Origin of the sequence: Streptomyces sp. NPDC048434 (genome assembly GCF_043200375.1) — a bacterium.
Lineage (GTDB): Bacteria > Actinomycetota > Actinomycetes > Streptomycetales > Streptomycetaceae > Streptomyces.
Map to the genome: position 1 here is coordinate 272,139 of NZ_JBICXQ010000003.1, position 14,236 is coordinate 286,374.

The following is a 14,236-nucleotide window of genomic DNA, read 5'->3' on the forward strand; positions in this document are numbered from 1 at the left end:
GCGGTGTGCGGATGCGGGATACGGGGCGCTGGAGGCGGCCCCGGGCGCGTCAGCTCGTCCGTCCCCTGGTGTCGAAGAGCCGCACACGGTCGAGCACGGCCTCGGGGGTGGGGGCGGGCAGATCGTCGGTGAGCCGCCCGTCGGCGAGGAAGACCACCCGGTCCGCGTAGGAGGCGGCCACCGGGTCGTGGGTGACCATCACGACCGTCTGTCCCAGCTCGCGTACGGAATCCCGCAGAAAGCCCAGGACCTCCGCGCCGGAACGGGAGTCGAGGTTGCCGGTCGGCTCGTCCGCGAAGATGATCTCCGGTCGCCCGGCCAGCGCACGTGCCACGGCGACGCGTTGCTGCTGGCCGCCGGAGAGCTGCGAGGGGCGGTGCCGCAGCCGCCCGGAGAGGCCGAGGGTCCCCACGACCAGCTCCAGCCACTCCTGGTCGGGCCTGCGGCCGGCGATATCCATGGGGAGCGTGATGTTCTCGACGGCGTTCAGCGTGGGCAGCAGGTTGAAGCTCTGGAAGACGAAGCCGATCTTCTCCCTGCGGAGCCTGGTGAGCTGCCGGTCGCCCAGGCGGGAGAGTTCGGTGTCAGCGATGCAGGACGAGCCCGCGGAGAGGGTGTCGAGCCCCGCCATGCAGTGCATCAGCGTCGACTTACCGGAGCCGGACGGCCCCATGATCGCGGTGAACCGGCCGCGCCCGAACTCCACGGAGACCGAGTCGAGGGCGACGACGCGGGTATCGCCCTCGCCGTAGACCTTGGTCAGCTCCGTCGCGCGGGCGGCGATTCCGGAAGGGGCCCGGAGGCCGGTGGTCAGGGTTGCGGGCTGCGACATGGGTACTCCTGGAAGGGGTCCGAAACTCCCGACCATCGTGTCCGCGACGCACCCCCGAATCCGTCGCACTCAGGTCGGGGATGCGCCACCTGCCCAAGGGCAGAACCGCCACCGCCACGTCGCCCTCACGGACCACGGCCCCTCTGTCCGAAGAGAGAGCCGGACGGCCCCGGCCCGGGGCTCAGCCCATGAGCCCGGCCTGGTGCGCCAGCAGCGCCGCGTGCACCCGGCTGCCGCACCCTGTCTTCCCCAGGATCGAGCCGACGTGGGTCTTGACCGTCCCCACACCGATGTGGAGCCGACTGCCGATCTCCAGGTTCGAGAGCCCCTCACCCAGCATGACCAGCACCTCCCGCTCCCGGCCCGTCAGCCCCGCCACCCTCCGGTCGGCTGAGGTGGCACCGGCACCGGCCCCACCGCAGCTCAGCATCCGACGGACGACGGTCCCGGTGACGCCGGGCGAGAGCACCGCGTCCCCCGCGGCCGCGGCCCGTACCGCGCTGATCAGCTCCTGCGGCCCGTCGTCCTTGAGCAGGAAGCCGGTGGCACCCGCCCGCAGGGCCCGGATGACGTTCTCCTCGTCGCCGAAAGTGGTGAGCATGACCACCTGCGGAGCGGGCTGGAGGGCGACCAGCGATTCGACGGCCGCGAGCCCGTCGACCACGGGCATGCGGACGTCGAGGAGCACCACATCGGGCCGGTGCTCGGCGCCGAGCCGGACGGCCTCGACGCCGTTGGCCGCCTCGCCCACCACCTCGATGCCGTCGGCGTGCCGGAGGATCAGCCGGACGCCGTGCCGGACCATCTCCTCGTCGTCGGCGAGCAGCACCCGGATCGCGGAACTCGCCCTGGAGCCCGCGGAGTTGGTTTGGTCAGTCATGCGTCCTGCTCCCACCGTGCGGTTCGGTCACCATCGGAACGGTAAAACGGTCGATCGCGATCAACGTGTCGGAGCGGAAGCAGTAGCGGACGATCTCCAGCCGCCCGCCCTCGGGCTTCCCGCCGGCGTACGGATACAGGCAGTCCGTGGCGGAACCCGGCCGCGGTGGTTCGTGCCCGGCGGCTGCCGCGCGGGACGCGTCGTCGTCCGGTGCCACGGCCCGCATCACCTGCTCCCTCGTCATCCCCACCCGGGGCTGTTCCGGGCTCCGGTACGCGAGGTCATATCGTGAATGGTCCACCAGCAAGACGCCGAACAGCATCATCGCGCTCACCCCCACCAGGCCGAGCAGCCCGGTGACGGCGCCGGCAACGCGCCGCTGGAGGACGGAGAGCCAACTGCCGGGCTCGTCGAGGGCGACCGATCCACTGTCGTCCGGCGCCGCGTCCACCGTCTCTGCGCCGGACCCGGGGGCGGTGGGGATCTCGGCCGCAACGGCGAAGCCGCCACCGGGCGTCCGCCCGGCCTCCAGGCCGCCACCGAGCAGTGCCACCCGCTCCCGCAGCCCGGTCAGCCCGCGCCCGGAGCCCAGCCCGGTCACGACAGCGGACCGGATGGGCGGAACGCCGTTGCACACCCGCACCTCCACCCGCTCGACGGTGTGGCGGACGGTGACGGTCACATGTGCTCCGGCCGCGTACCGGTGCACGTTGGTGAGCGACTCGCGCACCACTCGGTGCACCGCCCGCCGCACCCGGGACGGCCGAGCGTCGAGATCCGGCCCCTCCCAGAGCAGTTCGACGGGAATGCCGCCGGCGCGCGACTCCTCGACCAGCGCCTCGACGTCCGCTCGGGTGCCCGTGGCGTCGGTCAGCGCGGCGGTGCCGGTGTCCTGCCCCAACGGCCCGAGGACCCCCAGCGCCTCCCGCAGTTCCTGCATCGCATCACGGGTGGCACGGCGCACCACGGCGGCCTCGTCCCGCAGTTCGGGTGCCTCCTTCCGCAGCGCCATCTCCAGCCCGCCCGCGTGCAGAGAGACCAGGCTCAGCCGGTGCCCGACCAGATCGTGCATCTCCGCAGCGATACGCGACCGCTCACGCATACGAGACTCGCTGTCCGCCAGCCGCCGCACCTCCTCGGCGGCGACAGCGCGCTCCCGCAACGCCCGTAGCAGCCGGCCTTGCTGCCCCGCGGCGGTGCCGACCAACCCAGGAACCACGATCGTGGTAACGGCGAGCACCGCACCCAGCGCAAGGCCGAACAGACTGCTGCCCACCTCCAGAGCGGGAGCGAACGCCGCGCAGGTCAGCATCGCCGAGGCGGCCGCCCCGAGCAGCACCCCGACGCGCCGCCGTGGCGTCCTCATCCGCCGGGTCGCGGTGTAGGCGGCCACCGCGGTCAGCAGCGCCACGGAGGGCACCACCCCCATCAGCGCGGCCAGCCCGACCACACTGGCCACCGGAAACCGGCGCCGCACCAGCACCAGCGCGATACCGATGGCTCCCAGAGCCGCCGCCCCGTTCACCAGCCTGGCGTCGATCTCCAACTCACCCAGGTAGATGAGCAGCACCAGCGCCCCGGCCAGAACCGCCTCGCCCGCCGCTCGCCACAGCTGCCGCCCCCGCTCCCCAGGCCCCGCAAACGGGCTTCGGGTAGCGCGATTCTCGGTCACAGGCGGGGCGCTGGATGACATAACGACGATTATCAGGGGACACCTACGGCGTTCCCCTGCTTCTTGAGGGCGACCCGCCTCTACCCAAAGACAGAGGCCCCGGATACCCAAAGACAGAGACCCCCCGAAAAGCAGGAACGGGTACGGGCAAGTTGCGGGCCAGAGCGGCCCGCCGCGGCAGCAGGACCCTTCGGAGGACCGCCGGAGCGTGGCCGGGCCGGCAGGCCGGTGCTCCCGCCGGACGCCACGTGGATCTTCACGGATCCGGGAGTCGTACGCTCCAGGTACGGGACCCTCCGACTCTCCGGGACGAGGATCCGGCCGCAGGGCAGTACTACCCGTGGTCGGGCTGAGCCCAAGGAGTGTCTAAGGCAGTACGGAAGGCCGTGAGATGAGTTTCCGCACCGCCTCACACAGACGCCGGCTCACGCACCATGAACACGTCCACCGGATCCTCGGTCTCGAGTGTGAATCCGTGCCGCTCATACAGCCGCCTGGCCGGACTGCCCTGCAGCACGTTCAGCCGGAGCAGGGTGCCCTCGCGGTCGCACTGCTCCAGCAGCCCGCGCAGCACGGCCGCACCGATGCCGCTGCCCTGCAGGTGCGGGGCCAGGTAAAAGTGCTCCAGCCAGTGGGCGTCCTCGGCCGGCCGCAGCGACACGCAGCCGGCGAACGCACCGCCCACCTCGATCACCCAGGTGTGCGCCGGCGCGAACCCGTCCCGCAGCCGCTGGCGCACCCGCTGCTCCTCGTACCGCCCGAGCCGCTCCAGATCCGCCCGCAGCACCACGGCCCGCAACTCGGCCACGGCCTCGATGTCCGCCACCAGAGCCGGCCGAATCTTCCAGTCCGCCATGATCGGCAGGCTAGCGCGCCAAGCTCCTCCCGCTCTAGGTCGAAGCCGGTCGGCCGGCCGCCGTTGCGGCTGCGCCGCAGGCGGTGGCCGGCTCGATCGGAGGGCTACCCCTTGGCGGGGTCGGCGCCCGGCTGCTTGACGATCCGGTCGCCGACCGTGATCGACTTCCAGAGCTGGCGGCCGATCCGGACCTTCACGGATTCGCCGTCGGCAAGGCGAACTTCGACGAAGTGGTACATGTTCGAGCCGTCGAGCATGCCTCGGGACTTATCGATGACGACGCCTTCCCAGGAGTCATCTCGTCCGGCTTTGAGTGATTTCACCATGATATGGAGTCTACGAGGATCGGCAGCCGACCATGCAGGGCCGTGAGTCACCTTCTGACGATGACTTATGTCATGAGAGGGTCACCCGGGCATGATGGTGGACCCTCGATGCCTCGTGCGGCGAAGCGTACAAACCCCCACTGAGGCCTTCGCCATTGACCAAACCGAGCGCGCCGTCAACCACGCTCCGGGGCAATACACCGGTTCTGTCTCTTTGGTCAGTGGTCGTTGTCCTGGGGTTCCGTCTCGTCCACGACCCTCATGATGCCTACGAGCCGGGCCACTTCAGCCGGCCTGGCCGGCCGCCCGCAGCGGGCATCCGGTGCCGACGCGCGCGTCGAGGTCGGCCCGCAGGTCGGCAAGCTCGGCCATACGCGCGTCAATGACCCGGATTTTGTCCTCGAACAGCGCGGACAACGCCTCAGCGGAGTCCGGGGCGTCGCGTAGTTCCTCGCCGTGCCGTGCGATCTCGGCCAGTGAGAAGCCGAGTGTTTGCGCGGTGCGGACGTAATGCAGCCAGGTCACCGTCTCCGGCGGGAAATCTCGATAACCATTGGTCAGCCGTCGACCTGTGACGAGGCCGATCTTCTCGTAGAAGCGAATGGTGTCCCTGGACATCGCCGCTTGCGCGGCCAGCTCGCCGATACGCATGACCCTCCGCCGGACCGTGGACTTGACCTTGGAGCGTACTCCACTGTTTACCGTGAGGCGTCGCTGCCAAGAGACCCGCAGGAGCCTCGTCGTGATCCGTCTTATCGCCCCTTCCCGCCCCGCCTATCTTCGCGTCATACGCGCCGGTGCCTGGTACGACCTCGTCGTCACCGCTGGATTTGCGACGCCATGGACCTATGCGCTGGTGCACGGCGCGCTGTCGTCACTGGGTGGCACGCTCGGGCTGGGTGGCTTTCCTCCCCTCGACCCGATACAGACCTTGTACGCGAATCTGATGGGTTCGGTTGTGCTGGTCTGGGCACTCCTACGGATCGTCAAGCCGCTGCCGGTACACGGACTCTTCGACGGTGTCGGGCGCACGCTGTTCGCCATGTGGCAGGCGTACGCACTGGCCCAAGGTGCCACGCGGCTGCTGTGGCTTTTCTTCGCCCTGGAGGTGTCGTTCGGTGTCGTTCAGCTTCTGCCGTGGTGGCGGGCTCGCGCCAACCTCATGGACGCCCCCGCGGGACGAGCCGACGGACGCCCGCTCAGCGTCCAGGGTCAGTGACGCCCGGATCGGGGCAGGGGCGGAATGCGGGGCGGTCCCCGTGGATAAAGGCATTGTCCGGTGGGGCCATGGTGGGCCACCGGACACGCCCTACCGGATTGTCAGGCCAAGGCGCTCTGTCAGTGCCTTCGCCTGCTCGGGCGTGGCGAGGACCATGATGCTGTCGTAGCCGTGGTTCGTCTTGCGTTCGAAGTCGACGTCGCGGAATTCGCGTGGGTCGTTGTCGGGGGAGAGTGCGGCGATGGCTTCGCAGGCTGCCCCTTGGTCGAAGTAGTCATAGCCATCCCCGAAGTGTTCGGCCGAGATGGAGACGAGCCGGCCGTTTCGTTCGAACTCCAGGATGTCGTCGCGAGATCCGCCTATTTCTTCGCCCTCGCGCAGCCTGACGTTGGTGAGGGTGACCGCGCCGTCGGTGAGCGTGGCCGCGTGGTCAAGGAGGCTTGCGTAGTCCTGCTCCAGGAAGTCGATGTCGTCGGCGTGAACCGAGACCGCCACGCCGAACTCTTCGAGGGCGCGGGCGACCTCGTAGGAGTTCAGTACGTCGTGCGCATAGTTGGCACATTCCTCAAGGACGCTCCGCACCTTCTCGGGCGGCACCATGCCGATCTCCTGAAGGACCGCTCCGACACCTACGTATGTAATCGATGAAACGTTCGGCATGGATGGCATCTTGCCAGCCGAGCGGCTGTCACGTGGCCGTATCCGAGGGATCACCACCCGCCCACATGGGTCGGAATGCTTCGGGCGCGCCCCAGCCACGAAGCCCCTCGGGAACTGCCGAGGGACCGTCCCATGGACCATCAGCGCATGAGGTAATTGGCCGTATGAGTTACTTCATGCGCGACGTCATGGGCGGGACGGTCGACGAACCCGATACGGCGACGATGGCGCAAGTCCTGGAGGGTCTCGCAGAGGCCGATGACGAGCATCCCGACGTGTCGTTGTCCCATGAGAGCGGGTGGTGCCTCAGCGTATTCGCCGATGGCTTGGTGGTCTGGGAGAACACTGAGGACGACTCGGTGGTCCCCGGCGAGATGCGTGTGAGCGGGCGCGAGGAGGCCTTGCGGCTGTTCGGCTTTCTCGCGGCCGGCGACGTCACCGCGCTCGAAGAACTGCCCTGGCGCAGATAACCGACTCCGTAGTGCGGGTGTTTGGGCCGTTTCGGCAAGGGCAGGCGATCTTGCGTCAGGGAAACACACCAACGCAAGAAGGAGTGCGACCATGACCGCCACCGACAAGATGACGGCCAAGACCAAGCAGGCCAAGGGTGCCGCCAAGGAAACCCTGGGCCGTGCCGTGGGCAACGAGCGGATGACCGCCGAAGGCCGCGCCGAGCGAGCGACCAGCGATCTGCGCCAGGCCGCGTCGAAGGCCAACGAGGCGCTTCACCGGTGACGACGCCACACAGTCCCCCGGACAGAGGTGGCCCTGCCATCAGAGACTCAGGCGGTGGCCCGCAGCTTTCCCTGCGGGCCACCGCCCCTTTTTCCCCCACCGAATGGCCGACCCCGCAGACGCGCGGAGCCGTCCTACGGAAGCGGCGGCACTTCGCTACTGGGGATCGCCTTCGCGGTGGTGACTGACTGGGCTCCATGGGGAAATCCCCCGTGCCCGCCCCACGGTTTTCCCTAGCCCGCGACGGAAGCCTGCCGGATGTTCCCGGCCCGCGCGGAGCGAAAGCCTGGTGCCATGAACCAGTACCCCACTGCTCTCGTCCTGGCTCTGCTCCTCGGCACGGCGACGGCAGGCGCGCCGCCGAACGCGGCCGCCGTCCCAGGGCCCGCCGCCTCGGACACTTCCACCGCCCTGGCCGTCGAGGCTCTCGAGCGGGGCGCCCATCCCTTACGGACGGTCGAACCGCAGGGCGACACCAGCGATCTGCGTCCTCTCGACCGCATGATCGGCGATGCCCGGGCCGTCGGCATCGGCGAGGCCACCCACAGCTCGCACGACTTCTTCGCCCTGAAACGCCGTATCTTCCGCCACCTCGTGGCGGAGAAGGGCTTCCGCACCTTCGCGCTGGAGGCCAGCTGGAGCACCGGACTACGCCTCGACGACTATGTGTTGCACGGCAAGGGCGACCCCCGCCGCATCATGAGCGACGAGTTCCAGCGCGACTACCTGTGGTGGAACAACACCGACTATCTGCGGCTCATCGAGTGGATGCGCGCATACAACGTCCGACATCCGCACGACCCGGTCCGCTTCATGGGCGACGACATCGGCTGGACCGGACCCGAGGTGTACGACGCGGTCACCGACTATGTGGCTCGCACCCACCCGGGGCTGAACGCCCGCTTCGACGGGCTCTACCGAGGGCTGCGCCCCACCGTGGCGACGGGGAAGTACATGGATCACTATCTGGACATGCCGTACGCCGAGCGCAAGGAGATGGCGGACCGGACCGGCCGAGCGCTTCGGTTGCTGACGCGGCAGTCGCCGGGCGCGGACCGGGCGGCGTTCGAGCGGGCCGTGCAGAACGCGACGGCCATCGACCAGACCGCCCGGCAGTACGCCTTCGACTTCGACGATCCTGCTCAGCTCGCTGCGGGCATGCGCTACCGCGACAGGGCAATGGCGGCCAACGTGGTCCGGTGGCAGCAGCGCACGGGCACCAAGGTGCTGCTGTCGGCACATGACGCCCACGTCGCCTATCAGACACAAGACCCCGCCCACTACCCCCGGATGCAGGGCGCGTTCCTACGGGAGAGCCTCGGGCCGGCCTATGTGAGCGTGGGCCTGAGCTTCGACCAGGGCTCGTTCAACGCCACTGGCCCCGACGGCGCCATCCGTCGGCGGACGCTCGGCCCGGCGGGCCGCGGCAGCAATGAGCGGACCTTGGACCGGGTGCGGTACCGGGACTACGCGGTGGACCTGCGTACGGTCGGCTCCCCGGCCCGCGCGTGGCTGGCCGCGGCCCGGCCGACACGCAGCATCGGCACCGAGTACCCGGACGGCCCGCACGACGTCGCGCTCGGCCGCAGCTACGACATCTTGATCCACCTGCACCACATCGAGGCGGCCCGGCTGCTGAACGACAAGGGATCGGCGCGGCTCGGGACCCAACACAGGTGAGCGGCCCACCTTGCCGGAGCACATGACCATGACGAAAGCCGCCTCAGCGTCCGGCGATTGCCCAGGTGAGCGACCGGCTCCAGACACCGTTCGAGGCCCGAGGCCCGAGGCCCGAGGCCCGAGGTCGGAGGTCGCAGGTCAAGAACAATCGCAGGGCGAAGAACAGCTGCTCAGTCGATGATCGCGGTCGCTTCGACCTCAACCAGATGGGCAGGTACGTCCAGTGCTGCAACGCCCAGCAGCGTGCCCGGCGGTACCGGGGTGCCCCCCAGCTTCATGGCCGCCCGAGCGACCCCCTCCAGGAACAGGGGCATCTTGTCGGGAGTCCAGTCGACGACGTAGACGGTTAACTTGGCCACGTCGTCGAAGGAACCACCCACCTCGGCCAGGGCGGTGCCGATGTTCAGGTAGCACTGCTCGACCTGAGCGGCGAGGTCACCTTCGCCGACCGTGACCCCATCGGCATCCCAGGCGACCTGGCTGGCGATGAAGACCAGCTTCGACCCAGTCGCGATCGACACCTGCCGGTAGGCATCGATCTCCGGCAATCCGCTGGGATTTACCATGGTGATGGCCATGCCGCCCGCCTTCTCGTCATGAGAGCCCCTTGGTTCGCTTCCACCGAACCAAGACACTCACTTTGGAAGCTTCTCGGACGTCGCCCATAGGTGGGTGGGCGCTCCCGGCCATCGGTGTTCCGGGTGAACGCACCCTGAATGTCCGCGAGTTACGGAACGAAGCCGGGAGCATCAGTCGCAAGATGCTCCCGGCGTGGCGACTCTCTCATCGTCGAGAGCAGCCGTCTCGTGCTGTTGGTCCACTGCAGAGACGGTGCCTCTTCGGCCTATTTGGATTCGACTCGTGCGAGCGGGTTGGGGCCGGCCGTCAGCGCGTCACACGTCGCCTGCCAAGCGGAATCCCCGGGATAGAGCTCTGTACGGAGGTAGGCCCAGGTGAGCCGCTGGATCGCAGACACTCGCTCGGGGTTCTCGTCCGTGGTCTCGGCGACGTCGTACCCAGAGACCCCGCCGAGCCCGTGCTCCGCGTCAAACAGCGTGAGCAGGGACTTGGGGCCCGGCGAGAGGAGGTACGGATCGGTGTGCCAGTCCGGGCCCCGAACCGTCAGGTGGGCAGAGACATCCTTGTCACCGGCGACCACGAGCGCGGGTGTCGTCATCTCGGCGAAGTCCGTGGTCAAGAGGAAAGCGAAATTCTCGGCTGCGGACTCGCTGAGGGCATCGCCGCCTCTGCCGGGCGCGGCTAGCAGTACACCCGCCTTGATTCGGGGCTCGGCCAGGTTCACTTCCGTTCCGTCGTGCGGATCGGTGAGCCGGGCGCCCAGCAGCAGACTCGCGGTGTGCCCGCCCATCGAGTGCCCGGCTACGGCGACCTTGCTTCGGTCCAGGCGCCCGAGGAGCTGCGGGACGGCGGCCTCGATCACATCGAGCTGGTCGAGGATGCACTTCATGTCCTCGGCCCGTGATCGCCAGTACAGAGGCGCCCCGGGGGTATCGGGATCCAGGCTCAGCGTCCTGGAGCTCAGATGGGTGGGCTGGATCACGACGAAGCCGTGCGCCGCCCAGAAGTTGGCGAGGGGTGCATAGCCGTTCAACGAGGAGAGGTGGTTCGAGTAGCCCTGACCGTGCGAGAGGAGGATGACCGGCAGATCGCTCCCGGTCACGGGCGCGGAGACCCGCACCTCCAGGTCCACGGCTCGGCCAGGAACTAACAGCACCACCGGACTGACCGAGAGGACTGGAGTGGGCGAGCTGAAGCTGCCGGCTGGATCAGTCGATGCACTCATGACGCGTATTTCCCTTCAATGGCCTCTGCTACCGGTCCCATTCGGTCGGCAGCGGGTGAGGCGGTCAGGAGCGTCCGGCTTCAGCTAAGCTGAACCGGAGCGTTGTTCCGTTTAACATACGGAGCAGTGTTCCGCTTTGTCAACGGCCGTCGAAAGGAGAGCGTGGTGCCCGCTACAAGCCCCTCCGGGGAGGTGCCGGCCCGAAGCAAGCGGGCCGACGCGCAGCGCAACCAGCAGACGCTGCTTGCCGCCGCCGCTGCGGTGTTCGTCACCTCCGGTATCGATGCGCCCATCCGTGAGATCGCGGCCAGAGCGGGCGTCGGGATGGGGACGATCTACCGCCACTTCCCGACTCGGGCGGATCTCGTCGTCGCCGTCTACCGCCACCAGGTCGAGGCATGCGCCGAGGCCGGCCCGAGCCTGCTGGGTAGTGCCGACTCTCCGCTCGCAGCACTCCGTCAGTGGGTCGACCTCTTCGTTGATTTCCTGGTCACGAAGCATGGACTCGCCAACGCGCTGCAGTCGGACACCAGCGGCTTCGACGCGCTGCACACCTACTTCCTCGACCGCTTGGTGCCCGTCTGCGCGCAGTTGCTCGACGCCGCGGTCAACGCTGGCGAAATCAGGCCCGGTACACACGCCTACGAACTGATGCGCGGCATCGGCAACCTCTGCATCGGACGTGACAGCGACCCTCGCTACGACCCCCGCCGCTTGGTCGAACTGCTCCTTGAGGGACTACAGCGACGACCGCAGTCTTCCTGATGCCTACGGTGAACCCGTCTGCGGCGAGGGGCAGTTCGGGCACCGTTGTGTCGCCAGGCCGTCTGGGTGGCAGAACGAGCATGCGCCGCCAGATCGATGACGACGAGGGGGCGGCGCCTTGTGCGAATCGTCCCCCGGGGCAGCGGAACGGTGGTGCCCTGGCGGCGAGCCCAGGTGCTTCCGCTGTCCGGGCAGGGCAGGCTCGTCGCGAGGATCGCCGAGGTGACGCTCACCAGCGCGGACCGGACGTAGTCGGGGCCGCGGGAGGACGACTTCCACAAGCCCACGACGAGGAACCGCACGAACTCCCTGATATCCGCGGCTACTTGCGCAGCCTCGCCCCACCGAAGGCCCGCATCGCGATCGTGCTCGACAGCTTCTTCCCGCCCCCAACCGCCAGGAAGCCACCCGAGTCGGCGACTGGGCCGCGGCGAACAACGTCGAGTTCGCCTATACGCCGGCCAACAGTTCCTGGCTGAACCGCATCGAGGCCCAGCTCACCGCTCTGCGTCCTTCGCACTCGACGGCAACGACCAAGCCGGCCACAAGGGGCGACAGGGCAGCATGATCCGCCGCCACCTCGTCTGGCGGAACAAGCTTGCCGGCGACGGACCACTATGCGAGGTAGTCAACAGGGCGAACGTTGTCTGATGCAGCAATAGCAGCTGTCCGGGCGATCATGTGACTCGCGAGGCTGTTCCTCCTCGCCCAGCCGATCCCGCCCGATCCCCCAGCCCAACGATCCGAGCCGATGCCGTCACGTGATCGAGGTCTACGCCTTGCAGGCGAGGAGTTGGACCTCTTGGAACTGCCGCTGGTCGGTGGGCTTCGGCTCGATCACCGTGCGGGCTGCCTCAGCCAATCCGTGGTCGCGCAGGAGCGCGGCGAGGCGGTCGGGGGACCAGCGGTAGGCCGTTACCACCGCATGGTCGTAGGCCTGAGTCTCGTGGTGGGGGCCGTCGGTGGCGGGGAAGTCGATCAACAGGTGCCCGCCGGGAGCCAGGATCCGGGCGATCTCGGCCAAGACGGCGGGCACGTCCTGCGGCGGGGTATGGATGACGGACCACCGCGAGAGCACCCCGCCCAGTGCGCCGTCCTCGATGTCCAGCGCGGCCATCGAGCCGACCTCGAAGCGAAGGCCGGGGTTCGCCTCGCGAGCGAGCTCGACCATCACGGGGGAGGCGTCGACACCGAAGGCATTGAGGCCCAACCCGTGCAAGTGAGCTGTGATGTACCCCGGCCCACAGCCGAGGTCTGCGACCTGGCCTTCATCGTTCGCCCGCACCAGCTCCGCGAAGGCGCCGAGGAGGGCGCGCTCCAGGGGGCGGTCGCGCAGGGAGTCGTGGAACAGCTGCGCGTAGGTGGGTGCGATGGCGTCGTAGGACTCACGGGTGGCACGCAAGGTCTGAAGTTCGGTCACCCGGAGACCGTAGTGGGTGGAGGACGCATGCGCTTCAAGAACGTTTGACGGAGGACCGTTCCCCACTCAGCGTTCGACAAGGCACCACGCTGATCCCGCCCCATGCCTAGACCGACGATCCGCACCCGGCGCAGTCACATGATCGACCGGACGGCTCCTGGTCGAGGATGGCGTCGAGCTCTACCTCGACGAGCCAGTCCGGATCGATGAAACGCGAGACCTCAACAAAGGTGCATGCTGGGCGGACCGTCGCGAACCGCTCTCCGTGGGCTTGTGCGGCTTCCCGCCATCGAGTCACGTCAGTGAGCATGACGCGGGTCCGCACGACGTCTTCCAGTGATGCCCCCGCTGCAGTCAGCGCGCCCTCCGCAATATCCAGACACCTGATGGTCTGGGCATAGACGTCGCCTTGCCCCACGGTCGTTCCGTCGTCCCCGATGGGAGCAGTGCCGGCAACCGCAACGTGCGCCCCTTTGCGGACTGCCCGCGAGAAGCCAATGTGTGGTTCAAGTGGTGACCCAGAGCTGACCGTCTGCCGCATATGTTCCATCGCACCATGCTCCCAGGGCACAGCACTTACGAAAAAGTCGGACCAGGGCCGCCGGGTCGGTCCGGGCTGCCCTCCACCATGCTCCGTGGCCACTCGTCTCGACCTGTGTATGTCGAGGCCGCGGCCGATCCGTCAGCCGGGCGGCCGATGTCCGTCGGCCGGGCGCCAGTACGCGGCAGAGGAGCGCGCATCAGTTCTCAAAATTTCCTCTCCTTGCCCACTTTGCATGACGCAAACGTTGTCCGGTTCGCGCCTGACCGAGGTACAAAAGAGCATGATCGAGCGCGCGCAAGGGTCACGGAACAGTGGCGATGTCGATGCGGTGACCCGGGCCGTGCTGACCGCCTCGCGGGTGCTCGTCGGCGTCTCCGCTCGCTCGCTGGCCGCGGCCGAGGACAAGGTGACTCTGCCTCAGTTCCGACTGCTGGTCGTGCTGTCCGTGCACGGCTCCGTCAATCTCTCCACGGTTGCCGAGCTGCTGGGCGTCAACCCGTCCACTGCGATGCGCATGATCGACCGGCTGGCCGCCGCGGACTTGGCGGATCGGCGCGCCAACCCCGAAAACCGCCGCGAGACCATGATCCGACTCACCAAGGACGGTCGGCGCATCGTCGAAGAGGTGATGGCCCGGCGCCGGAAAGAGATCTCGGCGATCGTTTCGCGGATGGATCCTGCGCAGGGGAGCGCGCTGGTCGAGGCGCTCACCGCATTCACCGAGGCCGCGGGTGAGCCGGGCGCTCCGCCCGCCGTGCACGAACCGTATCCGCTGGGCTGGACCGACCCGCCCCCGCTCTGAAGCGGAGAGCCGACCCGCCCACCCCCTGAACCGGGGAGCAG

The 14,236-nt window shown here is 68.4% G+C and carries 18 protein-coding genes and 1 pseudogene; 8 read left to right on the top strand and 11 right to left on the bottom strand.

The window, feature by feature from the left end; all coding sequences use genetic code 11:
• Positions 1-49: 49 nt before the first annotated feature.
• From ACGFWI_RS05335 to ACGFWI_RS05360, 6 genes are all read right to left on the bottom strand, one after another.
• Positions 50-832: an ABC transporter ATP-binding protein gene (locus tag ACGFWI_RS05335; RefSeq protein WP_393904569.1), complete on the bottom strand. Its 783-nt coding sequence runs from the start codon at positions 830-832 to the stop codon at positions 50-52.
• Positions 833-1,013: 181 nt separating this feature from the next.
• Positions 1,014-1,712, bottom strand: coding sequence for a response regulator (locus tag ACGFWI_RS05340; RefSeq protein WP_393904570.1), 699 nt, complete (start codon positions 1,710-1,712; stop codon positions 1,014-1,016).
• Complete coding sequence (locus ACGFWI_RS05345) at positions 1,705-3,405, bottom strand: sensor histidine kinase (protein WP_393904571.1); 1,701 nt, start codon at positions 3,403-3,405, stop codon at positions 1,705-1,707. The genes ACGFWI_RS05340 and ACGFWI_RS05345 overlap by 8 nt, the downstream gene beginning before the upstream one ends.
• A 388-nt stretch (positions 3,406-3,793) precedes the next feature.
• Positions 3,794-4,240, bottom strand: coding sequence for a GNAT family N-acetyltransferase (locus tag ACGFWI_RS05350; protein ID WP_393904572.1), 447 nt, complete (start codon positions 4,238-4,240; stop codon positions 3,794-3,796).
• A gap of 104 nt (positions 4,241-4,344) precedes the next feature.
• Positions 4,345-4,566: a hypothetical protein gene (locus ACGFWI_RS05355; RefSeq protein ID WP_393904573.1), complete on the bottom strand. Its 222-nt coding sequence runs from the start codon at positions 4,564-4,566 to the stop codon at positions 4,345-4,347.
• 285 nt (positions 4,567-4,851) lie between these two features.
• Positions 4,852-5,217 carry a MerR family transcriptional regulator gene (locus tag ACGFWI_RS05360; protein WP_393904574.1) on the bottom strand — a complete coding sequence of 122 codons (366 nt, stop codon included), beginning with the start codon at positions 5,215-5,217 and terminating at the stop codon, positions 4,852-4,854.
• A gap of 91 nt (positions 5,218-5,308) precedes the next feature.
• On the opposite strand from ACGFWI_RS05360, the gene ACGFWI_RS05365 reads away from it, so the two are divergent.
• On the top strand, positions 5,309-5,785 hold the full coding sequence (locus tag ACGFWI_RS05365) for a hypothetical protein (protein WP_393904575.1): 477 nt from the start codon (positions 5,309-5,311) through the stop codon (positions 5,783-5,785).
• 90 nt (positions 5,786-5,875) lie between these two features.
• Here ACGFWI_RS05365 and ACGFWI_RS05370 read toward each other — a convergent pair whose 3' ends face one another.
• Positions 5,876-6,385, bottom strand: coding sequence for a hypothetical protein (locus ACGFWI_RS05370; RefSeq protein ID WP_393904576.1), 510 nt, complete (start codon positions 6,383-6,385; stop codon positions 5,876-5,878).
• A gap of 224 nt (positions 6,386-6,609) precedes the next feature.
• Between ACGFWI_RS05370 and ACGFWI_RS05375 the strand changes: the two genes are divergently transcribed.
• From ACGFWI_RS05375 to ACGFWI_RS05385, 3 genes are all read left to right on the top strand, one after another.
• The gene (locus ACGFWI_RS05375) at positions 6,610-6,915 is read left to right on the top strand and encodes a hypothetical protein (protein WP_393904577.1); all 306 of its coding nucleotides are present in this window, start codon (positions 6,610-6,612) and stop codon (positions 6,913-6,915) included.
• Positions 6,916-7,006: 91 nt separating this feature from the next.
• Positions 7,007-7,180, top strand: coding sequence for a CsbD family protein (locus ACGFWI_RS05380; RefSeq protein ID WP_393904578.1), 174 nt, complete (start codon positions 7,007-7,009; stop codon positions 7,178-7,180).
• Between the two features lie 294 nt (positions 7,181-7,474).
• On the top strand, positions 7,475-8,860 hold the full coding sequence (locus ACGFWI_RS05385; protein WP_393904579.1) for an erythromycin esterase family protein: 1,386 nt from the start codon (positions 7,475-7,477) through the stop codon (positions 8,858-8,860).
• Between the two features lie 170 nt (positions 8,861-9,030).
• Here ACGFWI_RS05385 and ACGFWI_RS05390 read toward each other — a convergent pair whose 3' ends face one another.
• Both ACGFWI_RS05390 and ACGFWI_RS05395 read right to left on the bottom strand, forming a co-directional pair.
• Complete coding sequence (locus ACGFWI_RS05390; RefSeq protein WP_393904580.1) at positions 9,031-9,438, bottom strand: RidA family protein; 408 nt, start codon at positions 9,436-9,438, stop codon at positions 9,031-9,033.
• Between the two features lie 266 nt (positions 9,439-9,704).
• Positions 9,705-10,664 (bottom strand): alpha/beta hydrolase family protein, encoded by a 960-nt coding sequence (locus ACGFWI_RS05395; RefSeq protein ID WP_393904581.1) that lies wholly within the window; start codon positions 10,662-10,664, stop codon positions 9,705-9,707.
• 165 nt (positions 10,665-10,829) lie between these two features.
• On the opposite strand from ACGFWI_RS05395, the gene ACGFWI_RS05400 reads away from it, so the two are divergent.
• The 3 genes and pseudogenes from ACGFWI_RS05400 to ACGFWI_RS05410 all read left to right on the top strand — a co-directional run.
• Positions 10,830-11,429, top strand: a complete 600-nt coding sequence (locus tag ACGFWI_RS05400) for a TetR/AcrR family transcriptional regulator (RefSeq protein ID WP_393904658.1) — start codon at positions 10,830-10,832, stop codon at positions 11,427-11,429.
• Between the two features lie 120 nt (positions 11,430-11,549).
• Entirely contained in the window at positions 11,550-11,681 is a 132-nt protein-coding gene (locus ACGFWI_RS05405) for a hypothetical protein (protein WP_393904664.1), read from the top strand.
• A 71-nt stretch (positions 11,682-11,752) separates the two neighbouring features.
• A pseudogene (locus ACGFWI_RS05410) lies at positions 11,753-12,080 on the top strand (IS630 family transposase); the annotation flags it as partial.
• 121 nt (positions 12,081-12,201) lie between these two features.
• Here the strand turns inward: ACGFWI_RS05410 and ACGFWI_RS05415 are convergent.
• Both ACGFWI_RS05415 and ACGFWI_RS05420 read right to left on the bottom strand, forming a co-directional pair.
• Positions 12,202-12,849 carry a class I SAM-dependent DNA methyltransferase gene (locus tag ACGFWI_RS05415; RefSeq protein WP_393904582.1) on the bottom strand — a complete coding sequence of 216 codons (648 nt, stop codon included), beginning with the start codon at positions 12,847-12,849 and terminating at the stop codon, positions 12,202-12,204.
• A 106-nt stretch (positions 12,850-12,955) separates the two neighbouring features.
• Positions 12,956-13,399 (bottom strand): RidA family protein, encoded by a 444-nt coding sequence (locus tag ACGFWI_RS05420; protein WP_393904583.1) that lies wholly within the window; start codon positions 13,397-13,399, stop codon positions 12,956-12,958.
• A 274-nt stretch (positions 13,400-13,673) separates the two neighbouring features.
• Here ACGFWI_RS05420 and ACGFWI_RS05425 point away from each other — a divergent pair, with 274 nt between their 5' ends.
• Complete coding sequence (locus tag ACGFWI_RS05425; RefSeq protein ID WP_393904584.1) at positions 13,674-14,195, top strand: MarR family winged helix-turn-helix transcriptional regulator; 522 nt, start codon at positions 13,674-13,676, stop codon at positions 14,193-14,195.
• Positions 14,196-14,236 lie beyond the last annotated feature (41 nt).